Here is a 15889-nt window from a genome sequence, read left to right on the forward strand (position 1 = left end):
ATATTCCCCCTTTTCCCCTTCTCGCTCCACTCTTTCCTATCTCTCTCTGTTTATTCCCACTCGATCGTAGCTGGCGGCTTGGAGGTGATGTCATACACCACGCGGTTCACATCTTTCACCTCGTTGACCAAGCGCACCGACAGGCGCTCCAGCGCGTCGTGCGGAATGCGCGCCCAGTCGGCCGTCATGCCGTCGCTAGAAGTGACAGCGCGGATGGCGATCGTATACGCGTAGGTGCGCTCATCGCCCATGACGCCGACCGAACGAATATCAGGTAGTACCGCGAAGTACTGCCAGATCTCCCGGTCGAGACCGGATCTGCGAATCTCATCGCGAACTACATAATCTGCATCTTTCAAAATGTTGAGCTTGTCTTCCGTCACATCGCCGATGATGCGGATCGCAAGGCCAGGACCTGGGAACGGTTGGCGCCAGACGATCTCTTCTTTGATCCCGAGCTCTGTGCCGGCAGCGCGCACTTCGTCTTTGAACAGCGCGTTCAGCGGCTCGATCAGCGCAAACTGCATATCTTCTGGCAAGCCGCCCACGTTGTGGTGCGACTTGATCGTCGCAGCGGTCGCCGTGCCCGATTCGATGATGTCGGTGTAGAGGGTGCCCTGCGCCAAATAGTCGAAGTGGCCGAGCTTGGCCGATTCCTCTTCAAAGACGCGGATAAATTCTTCACCGATGATCTTGCGCTTGGTCTCCGGATCGCTCACACCGGCCAGGCGGCTGAGGAAGCGCTCGCGAGCATCGATCTTGATCACGTTCATCTTGAACTCGCCAGCGAACATCTCCATCACCTGTTCCGCTTCGTTTTTGCGAAGCAGCCCGTGATCGACAAACATGCAGGTCAGGTTGTCGCCGATCGCGCGGTGGACGAGCACAGCAGCCACCGAAGAGTCCACACCGCCAGACAGTGCGCAGAGCACTTTTTTATCGCCGACTTCGCCCTTGATCTTCTCGATCGCCTCTTCGACGAAGGAAGCGGACGTCCAAGTGCCGCTCGCTTTGCAGACCTCATAGAGGAAGTGCTTCAACTGATCCTGGCCGTGCTCGCTGTGGTTGACCTCAAGGTGATATTGCACCGCATACAGGTTGCGCGACACATCGCTCATCGCCGCCACCGGGCAGGTCGTGGTCGTCGCGTCGACGCGGAAGCCGGCCGGCACGCCCATCACTTTGTCCGAGTGGCTCATCCACACTTGCTGCGACTTCGGCTGATCGGTGAACATCACGTTGTCGCTCTGCACCTCGATCATCGATTTGCCATACTCGCGCACATCTGCGCGCTCCACCTTCGCGTCAAAATGGTGTGCCATCAGCTGCATGCCGTAGCAGATGCCGAGGATCGGCACGCCGAGGTCGAAGATAGCCGGATCGACCTTCGGTGCTCCCTCCGCATACACAGAGTTCGGCCCCCCGGAGAAGACGATCCCTTTTAGGTTCAATTTTTTCAGCTCTTCTGCTGTCGTCTGAAACGGCATCAGCTCCGAATAGACGCTCAGTTCGCGGATGCGACGGGTGATCAACTGATTGTATTGACCCCCAAAATCAAGTACGACGACGATCTCTTTGTTCTCCATCGATTACGCTCCCGTCCCTCTAGGTTGTAAAGATACACGCATAGGTCATCATGAAAAAAAGCACCCTGTTTTCCACAATCACCTTTAGTATGGAAAATCCATCCCAAAGGCATACGAGGAGAACAGAGTGCATCACTGACTCAGATCAGCCAATATACTACACGATGTCGAATCCTCGTAGACAGTTCTTTCCGGGAACTGGTAGAGACTGCCAGGCCATATCCCCAGCATTATACGAGACAAATCTTCTATTCGACATCATTTTACTTAAAAGACGAACATTCGTCAACTAGAAATCGACTATCGTTCGCGTTAACGGCGTTTTTTCAAACGGCCGACCTTGCGCACGATCCGCGACCACAGATCGTGGATCTGCGATTTTTCCCCTTCCGATACGTCCCGCTTCCCATAGCGGACTCGCTCGAAGATCCGGGCGAGCGGAATCATCTCGCGACCGCGCAGATCTGGATTGTCGGAGAGGTACAGCGCGTACTCGCGCAAGCTCATATCGGTCTGCCGCTTCCAGCCGAAGCGCCCCATGATCAGCATCAGGCGCAGCACCGCGTTGGTGATCACATCGCCATCCCCCTTGTAGGCACGGCGCAAATAGTAGGCGATCAGCAGTCGGCGGCGGTTGAAGAAGGCGATGACCAGCAGGAGGAAGAACGCGATCCCTGCATAGATGCCGACCTGTTTCCAGTCGATGTTCAGGTCGAAGGAGAAGGCCGACTTGGTCGTCTCTTCCTCTTGCTCTTTTTCCTCCCCCTTCTTGTTGTCGACAGGCGGCGTGATCACCGGTTGCTGCTCGCTCGGCTTGAAGATCGGGCGCATCTGGAACGAGCTGGTCGGCTCAAATGCTACCCAGCCGATCCCATCAAAATAGACTTCCGCCCACGAGTGAGCGTTTTTGTTTTTGACCACGTAGAGGTACTCTTCATCCGTCTCGCCCTTATAGGTCAGATCGACATCGCCGCGCGTGAACCCTTTGACCCAGCGCGCAGGCAGCCCGATCGAGCGAGCCATCACGACAAAGGCGGTCGAGAAGTGGTCACAATAGCCGCGCTTCGATTCGAACAGGAACTGATCGACAAAGTCTTGATCCTCATCGGGGATCGGGACGTTCTTCGTCTCATAGCGGTAGGTTCGCCGCAGATAGTCTTCCAGCGCCTTCGCCTGCTCGTAGGGCGCAGGAGAGGCAGAGGCGATCTGCCACGCTAAATTCTTGACCCGCGCTGGCAGATTGGACGGAAGCGACAAGTACGGCTTGAGGAAATCCGCTTTCGAGCTGACAGCTGTTGAAATCTGCGCGTTCCGCAGCGCCACCTCATCATGATACGGCACTTGCGAATAGACGGTGTAAGTGTCCCCCGGCTCCAGCTGATCGATCTCCAAGCGGGTATCGAACGGCGAGTATTTGACAGTCGTTCGGTTGATGTTCGCGCCTGCCACCCCGGTGACGCGCGAATGGCCGAACAGGAGCGGAACGATGTTGTCTTGGATGGTGACCGTCTGCTCCACCTGCTTCGTCTCCAGCGTAGTGTCCTCTAGGAACTGCTGCTGACGAATGTCTGCCGGGTTGGTCAGCTGCGAAGCTGATGCGACCGACAGCCAGCCTTTCCCCGTGTAGGTCGCTTTCGTCTCCCCGCGGTAGTAGCCTTCGACTGTCGACGTGACGGTGAAGACGACCGTATCGTCCATCTCGAACGGCCCGCCGAGCTGATCGTCGTTGTTGCCGTAGCCGATCTTCTGAACTAGCTTACCCCCGTCTTTGATCCCCTTCAGGAAGGCGACCGGATCGGGCCATGCCGGCTCTTCCGCCTTCGGAACGACGAGGCCGACGCCGGTGACGATCAGCGAGAGGATCAGCGTCCAGACCAGCCAGTGGCCCGGCCACCCTTTCAGATGGCGCGGCATGCGCGCCAAGCGCTCGACAGCTGGCAGCTGACGAAAGGCGAGGATGACCAGCCCGAGCAGCAGGAACAGCACCAGGTGCCCTTCGATCTCCCGCACATAAAACGTGTCGATCACGCCGAGCCCTATCATGCCGAGCAGCAGGAAGACGAACATCCATGCCCTCACGCGCATGCTCAAGCGGATCAACGCTTGCAGCAGCCACAGCCCGAGGAGCGTCGCCGTCGTCTTGCCCGCCATCAGCACCGCACCGTACTTGCCCGCCTGCAACGCGCCTAACGATGCGTCCAGATCGCGGAACCAATGGGGTACCCAATCGATCACGTTATAAACCGAGTAGAGCTCGCTGTAATGATAGAAGTACATGAAGCCCACAAACATCGCAAGCTTCAGCAAAAAGCGCAAGATCCACTTGCCGAGCAGCAGATCGATCGTGAACAACAGCAGCAGAAAGATCAGTATAAATCCGATCGACTGGAAGTTGGTCGCCTTGCTGATCGGGACGAGCAGCTGGGAGAGCCATATCCAGACCAGCGCGTACAACACGATGTCCCGCAGGGGACTGCCCGTGATCCATCTAGCTGTTTGAAGCATAGGAAATCGGCCCCCTCACCACTTCTTCCAGTTCGTTCTCGTCGCGCACCACATAGGTGTGGACGCCGAGCGTTTCCAGTTTCCCCATGTGCACCACCTCCACATCGGTCAACTGGCGGCCGCCGACGATAAAGAAAAGCTCCGTCTTGACCTTGCGATATTCTAAAAAGCCGATCAGCTGCACCAGCGGTTGGTCGAGCACCGGCGTGACCAGCACGATCGTCGAGCCGCGCTGCAGATAGTTCACCTCGCGCAAGATCGCATCGTTGTACTCATCGCCGCCATCCGCCTGCACGATCGCTAAGTGCTCGATGATGCGAATGTACTGCTCAAAGCTACGGCTCTGGGCGATCGTCAGGCGGTCCTTTCCGTAAGAGGTCAAACCGACCGAATATTTTTTGCTCACCGCATGTTTCAACAGCGAGGCGCAGGTGGTCACCGCCAGCTCGAACAGCTGGTTGGAACCGCTCCGATACGCCTCTTCCGAACGGTTGAGGAAGAACATCATGTCGTTTGTCACATGCAGTTCAAACTCTTTCGTCTTCAGCGAACCTGTGCGGGCAGACGCGCGCCAGTGGATGCGCGACAGCCGATCGCCCTGTGCATAATCGCGCACGCCGATGACGTTTGAGGAGTCTTCCGCCATTCGGTTCTGCGCGTTCGTATGACCGATATTAAATTTATTGATCGTATGCCAATAAGGAATCGGAATGATCTTCGGATAGACGGTCACTTCGTCTTGTCGCTTGTGGACGATCACCTTTTTGGTCAGCCCGAAGATGTCGCCTGTCACCAAGCGCGTATCGCCGAGGACATATTTGCCCCGCGGCATGTTCGGCAGCGAGTAGCTGAGGCGCAGCTTGCGGTTGCTGCCGGGAAAATGCAGCTCGCGGTTCGAACCGCTCTGCAGCAACAGCCGGGTCGGCAGCGTGTCCTCCAGCACCAGCCACGGCAGCGGCCACTTGCCCTCGACCTCGACCAAGATGTCCACCTCTAACGTCTGTCCGGCATTGATCTTCAGCGAGGACAAAACGCGCTCCGACGTCGCATTTCGCAGCGCGTGACGAGCGGTCAACAGTTCATACGCGGCCAAGAGAACTGACGCATAAAACGTAAACCAGGAGACAAATCCGCCTTGAAACTTTCCGTATGCAAATGTGCCGACCAACAGGATCAGCCACAGCAAGATGCGTCCGAATCGCTTCACATCACTTCACCCTTTCGCGGGTGTTCTCAGGGGTGACCGCTTGGACGACAGGCACCGGGACTGCTCGCATGATGTCATGCAGCACTTTCTCAACGGTGGTGCCGCCAAGGCGCGCTTCCGGCTTCAGAATCAGACGGTGGGCGAGCGTCACAGTCGCCAACTGCTTCACATCGTCTGGAACCACATAGTCGCGACCGAGCACATAGGCCATCGCCTGTGCCGCCTTAAACAGCGAGAGCGAGCCGCGGGGGGATGCGCCGAGGTAGACCGCCTGATGCTTGCGGGTCTCCGTCGCGATGTTGACAATGTACTCGCGGATCGACTGCTCCACATAGACTTGGCGCACCTTCTCTTGCATCGCCTGCAAGATCGACTGGTCGGTGACCTGCTCCAACTGTTCGATCGGATGCACGAGCTGCTGGCGGCCGAGCAGATCGACCTCATGCTCTGGCTCTGGATAGCCGAGGCTCAACTTCATCAGAAAGCGGTCGAGCTGCGCTTCGGGCAGCGGGAACGTGCCCTCATATTCGATCGGGTTTTGCGTCGCCATCACCAAAAACGGGGAGGCCAGCTTGTGGGTGACCCCATCGACGGTGACGCTCTGCTCTTCCATCGCCTCAAGCAGTGCCGACTGCGTCTTCGGCGAGGTCCGGTTGATCTCATCGGCGAGGATGATGTTGCCCATGATCGGACCTGGGCGGAATTCGAATTCATTGGTCTTCTGGTTATAGATCGAAACACCTGTCACATCAGAAGGCAACAAGTCAGGTGTGAACTGAATGCGTTTAAACGAACAGCCGAGCGATTTGGCCAGCGAGCGGACGAGCATCGTCTTCCCCACGCCCGGAACGTCTTCGAGCAGCACGTGCCCATCGCAGAGGATCGCGACCAGACAGAGCTGGACCGCCCTCGATTTGCCGATGATCACCTGCTCAATATTGTTCACCACATCGCTTAGCACATCGTGCGGGTTATCAAACTCGCGGTTTACAATCTGCTTCTCATCTGTATATTGCATTTTCTGCTCCCCCGTTTCAAAAGATTGCCAGCCCTCTATACTTCTCGCAGCCTGGTAAAAAGTCCTTCCAATTGTTAGTAACCAGTAAGAAGACCCCTTTCCAGCATAACAGATCGGAACTTCCATTGCCCTGCCGAAATCATGGATGCGTCTAGCACTACCTCCTAATATATATGAAAATTCACATTTGTATCTACAAAAAAATCTCCGGGATCTGCTCCCGGAGATTTTTATTGCAGATAAGACATCGGGTTGACGTAGCTTCCACCCTGTTGGACCCCAAAATGCAAGTGCGGCCCTGTCGAAACGCCGTCGTTGCCGACCGACCCGATCACCTGACCCTGTTTGACCGCCTGCCCTGCGTGGACGAAAACGCCGTTCGCATACATGTGGCCATAGATCGAGGTCACTCCGTTGCCGTGGTCGACGACGATCCAGTGGCCAAAGCCGCTCGCCGCCCCCGCCTGAATCACCACGCCGTCAGCTGCGGCGACAAACGGGGTGCCGATCGCAGCACCGATGTCGATGCCTTTGTGAAATTCGGAACCGCGAAACCCGTAGCCCGAAGTGATCAGGAACGAGGAGGGCACAGGCCAGCCAAGCGCCCCGCCGCCCGCGCTCTCAATAAACTGCGGGCCTTGATATTTCTGTTGCGCCTCCTCGATCGCCGCCTGCTCGGCCGCCTTGGCTGCGATCGCTTCCGCCAAGTCGCTCTTGAGCGATTTGGCACGCGCTTGCAGCTCCTGTTCCGCTTGGCGCATCTCTTCCTGCTTCTGTTTGCGCGCCTGCTGTTGCTGTTCGAGGTTCTCTTTTGTCACCTTCAGTTGCTCTTGGTCGGATCGCAAGCTGTCGATCAGCTCCTGATCCTGCTTGACGATCATCGAGAGCAGTGACACTCGGTCCAAAAAATCGGAAAAGTCGGTCGCTTGGAACAGCACTTCCCAAAACGATACCTCACCTTTCTCATAGATCACTTTCATCCGCTCGTTCAGCTTGGCCTTTTGCTCGGCGATCCGCTTTTCCAGTGTTGCGATCTCGCCTTTGAGCCGTTCGTTTTCCTTCATGCCTTCTGTGAGCTCAGCTTCTAACGCTTTCATCCTGTCTAATGTATCGTGGAGTTCCCGGTCTACTTGCTTCATCTCTTGCTCGATCGTTTCTGCTTGCTCGCCCTTTTGCTCGGCAGCCAACGCGCCATCTGGCAGCGTGGCAATCAAGAGCAAACCGGCCAATAAGCATGCCGTGAACTGTTTCCCCTTCTGACTCATCCCCGCTTTCACTCCTTTTCGAGTCTTTATCGTACCGTTTCTTGGTACGACTGGACAAGGAGTTTGCGCAAGTTGTAACCATTCTGTCATTTATTCGCCAAGTTTCGGAAATTGTTGTCAACAGAAAAAGAGACCACCCTCACAAGGGAGAGTGGTCTCTCGAATGCATCCTCGGTGGATGCGGTGCCTGTTCGCAACTTCGCGGGAAGCTTTGAACAGACGATTTGCTTACATCATGCCCATGCCGCCCATGTCTGGCATAGCCGGAGCTGCGCCTTTCGGTTCCGGCTTGTCAGCGATCACCGCTTCGGTGGTCAGGAACAGAGCCGCAACAGATGCTGCGTTTTGCAGTGCGGAACGGGTAACTTTCGCCGGGTCGACGATACCAGCTTCGAGCATGTTGACCCATTCGCCGTTCGCAGCGTTGAAGCCGATGCCGACTTCCTCTTTCTTCAGGCGCTCGACGATGACTGCGCCTTCCAGACCGCCGTTAGCCGCGATCTGACGAACCGGTGCTTCGAGCGCTGCGCGCACGATCTGCAGGCCGGTCGCTTCGTCCCCTTCGAGGGAGACAGCATCCAGCGCGCGGATCACGTTGACAAGCGCCGTGCCGCCGCCAGGAACGATGCCTTCTTCAACCGCTGCACGGGTTGCGTTCAGCGCATCTTCGATGCGGAGTTTCTTCTCTTTCAGCTCCGTTTCGGTCGCTGCGCCGACTTTGATCACCGCAACGCCGCCTGCGAGCTTCGCGAGACGCTCTTGGAGCTTCTCTTTATCGAACTCGGAAGTGGTCTCTTCCAGCTGTACTCTGATTTGGTTGACGCGCGCTTGGATTTCCGACTTGTCGCCAGAACCGTCGACGATGATCGTGTTTTCCTTGGAAACGCGAACTTGGCGTGCGCGACCCAATTGGGTGATCAGCGTGTTTTTCAGCTCAAGGCCGACTTCTTCAGAGATCACTTGACCGCCGGTCAGAGCGGCGATGTCTTGCAGCATCGCTTTGCGGCGATCGCCAAAGCCTGGCGCTTTGACCGCAACTGCGGTGAACGTGCCGCGCAGCTTGTTGACGATCAGCGTCGCTTGCGCTTCGCCTTCGAGATCTTCTGCGATGATCAGCAGCGGACGGCTCGATTGAACCACGCGCTCCAGCACCGGCAGGATCTCTTGGATGTTGCTGATCTTCTTGTCGGTGATCAGGATGTACGGCTCGTCGAGAACCGCTTCCATCTTGTCGGAGTCGGTCACCATGTACGGGGAGATGTAGCCGCGGTCAAATTGCATCCCTTCAACCACTTCCACCTCGGTGGTGAAACCTTTGGACTCCTCGACGGTGATCACGCCGTCTTCGCCCACTTTTTCCATCGCTTCTGCGATTTGAGCGCCGACCTCCTCATCGCCTGCGGAGATCGAAGCGACGTTTGCGATGCCCTCTTTGCCTTGAACCGGAGTCGAGATGCGTCCGATCTCTTCGACAACAACGCGGGTCGCTTTTTCGATACCGCGGCGCAGACCGATCGGGTTCGCACCAGCAGTCACGTTTTTCAGACCTTCGCGGATCAGCGCTTGCGCCAGAACGGTCGCGGTGGTCGTGCCGTCACCTGCGATGTCGTTCGTCTTGGTCGCAACTTCTTTGACCAGCTGCGCACCCATGTTTTCAAATGCATCTTCCAGCTCGATCTCCTTCGCGATCGTCACACCGTCGTTGGTGATCAGCGGGGAGCCGAACTTCTTCTCCAGCACTACGTTGCGACCGCGCGGGCCAAGGGTCACCTTGACAGCGTCAGCCAGGATGTCCACACCGCGCAGCATCGAGCGGCGAGCGTCTTCTTGAAAGCGAATCTCTTTAGCCATGGTTCGTACAACCTCCTGTATTGTCGGTTTTACGTATGTGTTGAAACCTGTTCGTTTGATCTATGTGTTGGAACGGTTCGTTCCTACTTCTCCACGATCGCGAGGATATCAGACTCGCGCAGGATCAGGTATTCAACACCGTCGTATTTCACTTCGGTACCTGCATACTTGGAGAAGATGATGCGGTCGCCCGCGTTCACGTCGAGTGCGACGATCGCGTTGCCAACCACTTTACCGGTGCCAACTGCCACCACTTCGCCCTCTTGCGGCTTTTCTTTCGCGGTGTCCGGCAGGAACAGCCCGCTTGCAGTTTTCTCTTCACGTTCCACAACTTTGATGACGACGCGGTCGCCAATCGGTTTAATCATGCAAAACCCTCCTCAGATTTTGATGAGTTGATCCTTCTTGTTAGCACTCACCATCACCGAGTGCTAATTCCAATTCTTATGATAGTCATTTGCTACTCTGTTTGCAAGAGGGATGCGTAAATTTCTTTGCATTTTTTTCAAGCACCTACACAACTGCCTAGCATGCCCGTCTGCAGGCAACATTATACAGAATCGCCCGCGGGAAACACCATAGGAAGTTTTCGCGAATCGGCTCGAATGGAAGCGGAAAAGCCGGGGGTGACCCGGCTTTTCCCTATTTAAAGCTCACCGACAGCCGGTACCCCGTCTTCCCGTACAACTCTTGCAGCGCCTTTTCTGCATTGCGCTCCGCCAACTGCAAAATGCCGGTCGCGCTCGCCTCGTCGCGCAGCTTGCCCAACACCTGCTGTTCGGACATCAGCTTCAGCCCTTCCTTGATGTCGGTCGAGCCGCGGAACAGCCCTTCGTTGGTGAACACTTTGATCTGATCCATCTGGACCGCCTCTTCGAGAAACGTCGCGTGCGGCAGCGCGATCTCGATCGTCTTGGCGCCATGATCGATGCGCACATCGTCCGCCCGCAAGCTTTTCAGGTCGACGCCTGCCAGCATCTTGGCGGGCACGACGAACAGATAGCTGCGCTTCGTGCCGGGCACATCGACATCGATGTCGAAACCGAAGATCCGGTTGTCCGCCCCTTCGATCGTCGTCATCACGTACGCTTCTGCTGTTGCCAGCGCCGACAGCTCGCGCACGCCGGAGACGAACACCGCCGTGCTCGGCTTCTCCTTCACGCTCAAGATCGACCACGCGCCTGCAAAGCCGGCCATCAGCGCTGCCAACACCAGGAGCAACAGCAGACGCTTTCTGCCAAACCATCTTCGCAAGCTGACAAATCTCGCCTTTTTGATTCCGCGATCAGGCAGCAGTGGCAGGCTGTCTGCCGTGATGGTGGCCGACGATTGATCCTGTGCCTGTTTCAACTGTCTCACCACTTCTTCCAACTCTTCGATAGACGGCTTCTTTTGATCGCTCACAAGCAGCCTCCTCTCTCTATGAATAGTTGACAATCTTCAGAAATATGACTTGAAACGAACAGCCTCTTCCCCCATCGGGAAAAAGGCTGCGCATGGTTGCTCAACTCGCTATGCTTCTTCTTGTGCCAACCGCGCTTCCGCCTCCAGCATCGCCTGTTCGCGCTTCTTCCACGACCACTTGGCGATCAGGATCGACAGCTCGTAGAGCAGGATCATCGGCGCCGCGACGGAGATGTGGGAGATCAGCTCTGGCGGCGAGATCATCGAGGCGACGATCACCAGGACCAGGTAGGCATATTTGCGCACCTTGATCAGCGTGTGCGGCGCCAAGATGCCGATCCGCGAGAGGAACAGGACGGCCACCGGCATCTCGAAGATAAAGCCGAACGGAAGGACGATGTTCGTCATGAAGCCAAAATAGTTGGCTGCCGTATACATGATGTTAAACCGTTCCATCCCCAGCTGGTAGAGGAACTTGTACAGTAGCGGAAAGACGAAATAGTAACCGAATAGGACACCGAAGAAGAACATCCCTCCGACGAGCGGAATGAACTTGTAGGCGAGCTTCGCCTCGCGTTCTTCCAGAGCGGGCTTGATGAACTTCCAGATGTGGTAGAGCAAAAACGGAATCGTCAGCCCAAGCGCTGCCAACCCCGCCACGGTAAAATAGACTTTGAGAATCTCACCCGGTCCGAGGACGGTCAACTCGATCTCGCCCATCCCAGGAAACAAGCGGCTGGCATCGTTGACCAAGGTGTAGTAGATCGGATCGACAAACACGAATGAGATCACCAAGTTGATCAAAAAGATGACCAAGACCCAGATCAGCCGCTTGCGAAGTTCGGCGATATGATCGACCAGAGTTTCTGGCTCAATGCTCACAAGCTCACACCTTCCCTGTCGCCTCGAACAGCATTACTTGGTCTGCAGACCTTTTTCGCCTTCTTTGCTCGCCAGAACCGGCTGCTTGTCATCTTTCTTATCGTCATCGTCGCTGCTGATGCCTTTTGTCGCCGATTTGAACTCTTTGAGCGTGCGGCCAAATGCGCGGCCGATCTCCGGCAGTTTGCTCGGGCCAAATACGATCAGGGCGATGACCAGAATCAGGATCAGTCCCGGAACACCAATGTTTTGAAACATAGCAGAACCCTCCAGGTTTAGAATCGTTCTTGTGTGCATTATTCGTGTAAAACACGATGTTTGATCAAGCGGACGAGTGCATCAATATCCTCTCTATCATACACCTGCTCCTGACCCACTGCAATTGACGACTCTTTACAATTCGCCGCATATCCGATAACGTTCGCCAATCGTTCAATTTTATCTTCGCCCACCATGACGATCTTCGGCAGATCTGACCCTTTCCACCCTTCGACGATCACCAGATCGAGATCGGGAACTGCGCTGGACAACCTGTGCAAAAGGTCGGCGAGCGGCGGTTCCTGCTCGTACATGTACAGCGCCGCCTGGGACCTCGATGCGATCAGCGTCGCGCTCGCCCCCGCCTGGCGATGCTTCCACGTGTCGGTCTGCGGCGTGTCCAGCTCCAGATCGTGTCCGCCATCGTGCTTGCAAGTGCCGACCTTGTAGCCTTCCGCTCGGAAGGCGGCGACAAGGCGGGAGACGAGCGTCGTCTTGCCGGTGTTTTTGTAGCCGACCACCGCCACCGCCTTCATCTGCCGATCGCTCCTTCTCGCAGCAGGTACACCTCGACCAGCTCGCCGCTTCGCATCTCAGAGCGCGCCGGAATGCGCACCAGCCCCTGAATGCCTGCGAGCGAGGTGAGGATCGCCGCCTTTTGCCCCTTGCCGACGCGCGCGACCAGCCGGCCTTCCTGCGAGACCAACTGCGCCCGCAAGAAGCGATCCATCCCGATCACGCCGGAAGTTGTCTCGCACTCCAGATAGGCTTTCACCGGTCGGTGCAGAACATGCTCCCATCCGGCCAGCTTGCGCAGCAGCGGCTGGACGAGCAGCGCATAGTTGATAAAGGCGGCCGCCGGATTGCCCGACAGACCGTACACAGGCGTCTGTTCGATCTCCGCAAACGCGACCGGCGTGCCCGGTCGCATCAGCACTTTCCAAAAGAGCAGCCGCCCGCCCGCCTGCACGAACGCCTCGCGCATCAGGTCGTGATCGCCGACCGAAACGCCACCGGTGGTCAGGACGAGATCGCATTCTGCCACCGCCTTGTTCAGCAGCGGGACGATCTCCGCCAGCTCATCGCCCACCTGCCCGTACAGCATCGGCTCTGCGCCCATGTCGCGCACCATCGCTGCGATCATCGGGCCGTTGCTATCTCTGATCTGGCCAGGCAACAGCCGGTCGGCGAGCGGGCGCACCTCCCGGCCGGAGACGAGGATGCCGACCCGTGGTCTGCGGTAGACGAGCACCGTCTCCGCACCCTCGGTGGCGAGCAGGGCGATCTCCGCCGCGCCGATCTGCCGACCCGCGCGGAGCAGCTCCGCCCCCGCCGGCGCGTCTTCCCCCTGCCGAGAGATCGCCTCTCCGCGCGGCACTTCCAACAGGATGCGCACCGTTCCATCCACCTCTTCGGCCGCCTCTTTGCGGACGATCGCGTCCGCGCCGCTCGGGATCGGGGCGCCCGTCATGATGCGCACCGCCTGTCCGCTTGCGACCGCATGCGTTGCGACCGTTCCGGCGGGAACTTCCTCCACCACTTGCAGTTCGATCGGCCGCTCTGCTGTCGTCCCGACCAGATCGGCAGCCCGCACCGCATAGCCGTCGAGCGCCGACCGATCGAACGGCGGCAGCGGCGACTTCGCCACCACATGCTCCGCCAGCACCCGCCCCTGCGATGCTCCGAGCGGCACCCGCTCAACCCCGCAGGCGCTCACCCGATCGAGCGACAGTTGCCACGCCTGTTCCAGACGCAACAACATCTCCATTACAAGAGGCCCCCGTGTCCGAGCCGCGCCACCTCGCTGCGCGTCACCCGCTCCCCTGCCAGCACGCGCGGCAGCAGGATGTCAAACGAGGTGAACTCATCGAAGATCACGCAGCCGGGCAGACCGAAGATCGGCATCTCTCCGCGATAGGCGAGCATCATCATCGATCCGGGCAGGACGGGCATGCCGTACGATACCACCTCGGTCGCCGCTCTTCTGATCGCCCCCGGCGTCCGATCGTCCGGGTCGACCGACATGCCGCCCGTGCAGAGCACCATGTCCGCGCCGCTCTCCTGAAACGAGATGATCGCATTCTCGATGTCCTCCACCCGGTCGCCGACGATCTGCTGTCCGATCACCTGCGAGCCGAAGCGCTCCAGCTTTTCTCGCACCCGCGGGCCGAACTTGTCCTCGATGCGCCCGGTCAGCACTTCCGATCCGGTGGTGACCACCCCGACCTGCAAGCGCCGAAACGGCTTGATCGCAAACAGATCGCCCTCAGAAGCGATCCGCTCCACCTCTGCCACCTTCGCTTCGGCGATCGTCAGCGGGATCGCCCGCAGACCGGCGATCTTGTCGCCCGCTTGCAGCGGCGTGTCCGTCTTGCGGGAGACGACGGCGATCTCGTCGATCATGTTGATCGCAAACAGCCGCTCTTCATCCACCTTCAACAGCCCTGGCCGCTCCGCTTGCAGCACCACTTTGCCCTCGTGCGGTTCCTCAAAGCGCATCTGATCGCTGCACAGCGCGCGGCCCATGCGCATGGCCGCCTCATCTTCGTGCAGCTCTCCTGCCGAAAGCTCCAAGATGTAGATGTGCTCTTTGCCGATGTTCAGGAGCGCTGGAATGTCTTCCTCGCGGATCACATGCCCTTTGCGAAAGGCACGCCCTTTAAACTCCCCCGGAACGATGCGGGTCAAGTCGTGCGCGAGGCGCATCCCGATCGCATCTTCGACTCTGACTTCCTTTTTCATCGAACATCGCCTCCTACTGGATGACCGGCAGCTCCTCCGGCCCTTGATACGGAAACTCGATCATCATCTCGGAGCGATCCTCCGTGATGTAAAATCTGCACCCGACCTGCTCCTGCATCCAGAGCAGCGCATCGCGCGGCAGATCGAAGCCGTCGCAGTATACCTGATGATCGGCCAGCTCCGCCTCCAGATCATCCTTTTTCAAATAGATCCGAAATCGGTTCTGCTCAGCTGCCGCATCTTCGAGAATGTAAAATACGAACAGATCGTCCCGCTCCGCCAGCGCTCGCTTGGCAAACTCAGCAAACGTGCGCACATAGGGTGCGCTCGGATCGGGAGCGCCGATCACATACTCTTGCCCGTTCTCCGTCGCATTGATAAAATCTTGAATGAACTTGTCCCGCGCTTTGAAGTCAGCCTTGTTCTCCTGACCGATCAGACAGCGGAAATTCCATTCGAACCACGCGCTGGCACCTCGATCACCGCCATAGCCGAGCGCAAGAAAGTAACGATCTTCCATCATGACCAACCTTCTTTCTTCCATAGAGCACGAGCGAACTCATACTCCTCGATAGTGTTCATATTGTGAAAAGGGAACGGTCGATAGGACGCGTAGCGCTCCGCCGGCACATAGCGCACTTGCAGGCGTTGCAAAAACTGGCGCAGGGCGCGTTGCCCATCCTCTAAACAGGATGCCGCAATTTGCCGCGCTTGTCCACGATACAGCGCACATACGGGAAAGAGTTGCTCCCCGTCGCAAGGCACCACCGCTTGCGCCGCTCGATCTTCCTCCGCGAGCATGGCGAGATCCTGCAAGATCTCCCCGCGGAAAAAAGGGAGGTCACAGGCGACGAGGCACGCCCATTCCTCGCCTTGTAGTCCGCTCAGCCCCGCATGCAGGCCAGCGAGCGGGCCTTGTCCCGGATACTGGTCGAGGATCGCATTCACATGTAAGCGAGCCAGCCGCTCGCGCTCCTCCTCATCGCTTGCGACGACCACAACATCGCCGCATGTTTTGTACAGCTGGTCGAGCGTGTGCAACAGCAAGGGGCGATCACCGAACGGCAACCATTGCTTCTTCTGCCCCATCCGTCTGGACTGCCCACCGCACAACAGGATTCCTCTCATGGCGTTTACACCCTTAATGAAATTTTTATTTATGTTCCTAATG

General features: G+C 57.6%; 15 protein-coding genes and 1 riboswitch. All 15 genes read right to left on the reverse strand.

The window, feature by feature from the left end:
* Positions 1-50 precede the first annotated feature (50 nt).
* The gene (gene guaA / locus ACFSOY_RS20070; protein ID WP_386049634.1) at positions 51-1586 is read right to left on the reverse strand and encodes a glutamine-hydrolyzing GMP synthase; all 1536 of its coding nucleotides are present in this window, start codon (positions 1584-1586) and stop codon (positions 51-53) included.
* A gap of 158 nt (positions 1587-1744) precedes the next feature.
* A riboswitch (purine riboswitch) is annotated at positions 1745-1844 on the reverse strand.
* Between the two features lie 54 nt (positions 1845-1898).
* On the reverse strand, positions 1899-4091 hold the full coding sequence (locus ACFSOY_RS20075; RefSeq protein ID WP_386049635.1) for a DUF4129 domain-containing transglutaminase family protein: 2193 nt from the start codon (positions 4089-4091) through the stop codon (positions 1899-1901).
* Positions 4075-5298: a DUF58 domain-containing protein gene (locus tag ACFSOY_RS20080; RefSeq protein WP_386049636.1), complete on the reverse strand. Its 1224-nt coding sequence runs from the start codon at positions 5296-5298 to the stop codon at positions 4075-4077. Before ACFSOY_RS20080 ends, ACFSOY_RS20075 begins: the two co-directional genes overlap by 17 nt.
* 1 nt (position 5299) lies before the next feature.
* Positions 5300-6316, reverse strand: coding sequence for an AAA family ATPase (locus ACFSOY_RS20085; protein WP_386049637.1), 1017 nt, complete (start codon positions 6314-6316; stop codon positions 5300-5302).
* Between the two features lie 230 nt (positions 6317-6546).
* Complete coding sequence (locus tag ACFSOY_RS20090; RefSeq protein ID WP_386049638.1) at positions 6547-7581, reverse strand: murein hydrolase activator EnvC family protein; 1035 nt, start codon at positions 7579-7581, stop codon at positions 6547-6549.
* A gap of 228 nt (positions 7582-7809) precedes the next feature.
* Positions 7810-9432, reverse strand: a complete 1623-nt coding sequence (gene groL / locus ACFSOY_RS20095; protein ID WP_386049639.1) for a chaperonin GroEL — start codon at positions 9430-9432, stop codon at positions 7810-7812.
* 83 nt (positions 9433-9515) lie between these two features.
* Positions 9516-9800, reverse strand: a complete 285-nt coding sequence (gene groES / locus ACFSOY_RS20100) for a co-chaperone GroES (protein WP_386049640.1) — start codon at positions 9798-9800, stop codon at positions 9516-9518.
* A 274-nt stretch (positions 9801-10074) separates the two neighbouring features.
* The gene (locus ACFSOY_RS20105; protein WP_386049641.1) at positions 10075-10836 is read right to left on the reverse strand and encodes a DUF4230 domain-containing protein; all 762 of its coding nucleotides are present in this window, start codon (positions 10834-10836) and stop codon (positions 10075-10077) included.
* Between the two features lie 108 nt (positions 10837-10944).
* Positions 10945-11718, reverse strand: coding sequence for a twin-arginine translocase subunit TatC (gene tatC / locus ACFSOY_RS20110; RefSeq protein WP_386049642.1), 774 nt, complete (start codon positions 11716-11718; stop codon positions 10945-10947).
* 33 nt (positions 11719-11751) lie between these two features.
* Positions 11752-11976 (reverse strand): twin-arginine translocase TatA/TatE family subunit, encoded by a 225-nt coding sequence (tatA, locus tag ACFSOY_RS20115; RefSeq protein ID WP_386049643.1) that lies wholly within the window; start codon positions 11974-11976, stop codon positions 11752-11754.
* 38 nt (positions 11977-12014) lie between these two features.
* A complete protein-coding gene (gene mobB, locus ACFSOY_RS20120; protein ID WP_386049644.1) occupies positions 12015-12512 on the reverse strand; it encodes a molybdopterin-guanine dinucleotide biosynthesis protein B in 498 nt (165 codons plus the stop codon).
* Positions 12509-13744 (reverse strand): molybdopterin molybdotransferase MoeA, encoded by a 1236-nt coding sequence (locus tag ACFSOY_RS20125; protein ID WP_386049645.1) that lies wholly within the window; start codon positions 13742-13744, stop codon positions 12509-12511. Before ACFSOY_RS20125 ends, mobB begins: the two co-directional genes overlap by 4 nt.
* Entirely contained in the window at positions 13744-14718 is a 975-nt protein-coding gene (locus ACFSOY_RS20130; RefSeq protein ID WP_386049646.1) for a molybdopterin-binding protein, read from the reverse strand. Before ACFSOY_RS20130 ends, ACFSOY_RS20125 begins: the two co-directional genes overlap by 1 nt.
* 13 nt (positions 14719-14731) lie before the next feature.
* Positions 14732-15238, reverse strand: coding sequence for a hypothetical protein (locus ACFSOY_RS20135; protein ID WP_386049647.1), 507 nt, complete (start codon positions 15236-15238; stop codon positions 14732-14734).
* Positions 15238-15846 carry a molybdenum cofactor guanylyltransferase gene (gene mobA / locus ACFSOY_RS20140; RefSeq protein ID WP_386049648.1) on the reverse strand — a complete coding sequence of 203 codons (609 nt, stop codon included), beginning with the start codon at positions 15844-15846 and terminating at the stop codon, positions 15238-15240. Before mobA ends, ACFSOY_RS20135 begins: the two co-directional genes overlap by 1 nt.
* Positions 15847-15889: the final 43 nt, after the last annotated feature.

Origin of the sequence: Tumebacillus lipolyticus, from assembly GCF_042682745.1 — a bacterium.
Classification (GTDB): domain Bacteria; phylum Bacillota; class Bacilli; order Tumebacillales; family Tumebacillaceae; genus Tumebacillus_A; species Tumebacillus_A lipolyticus.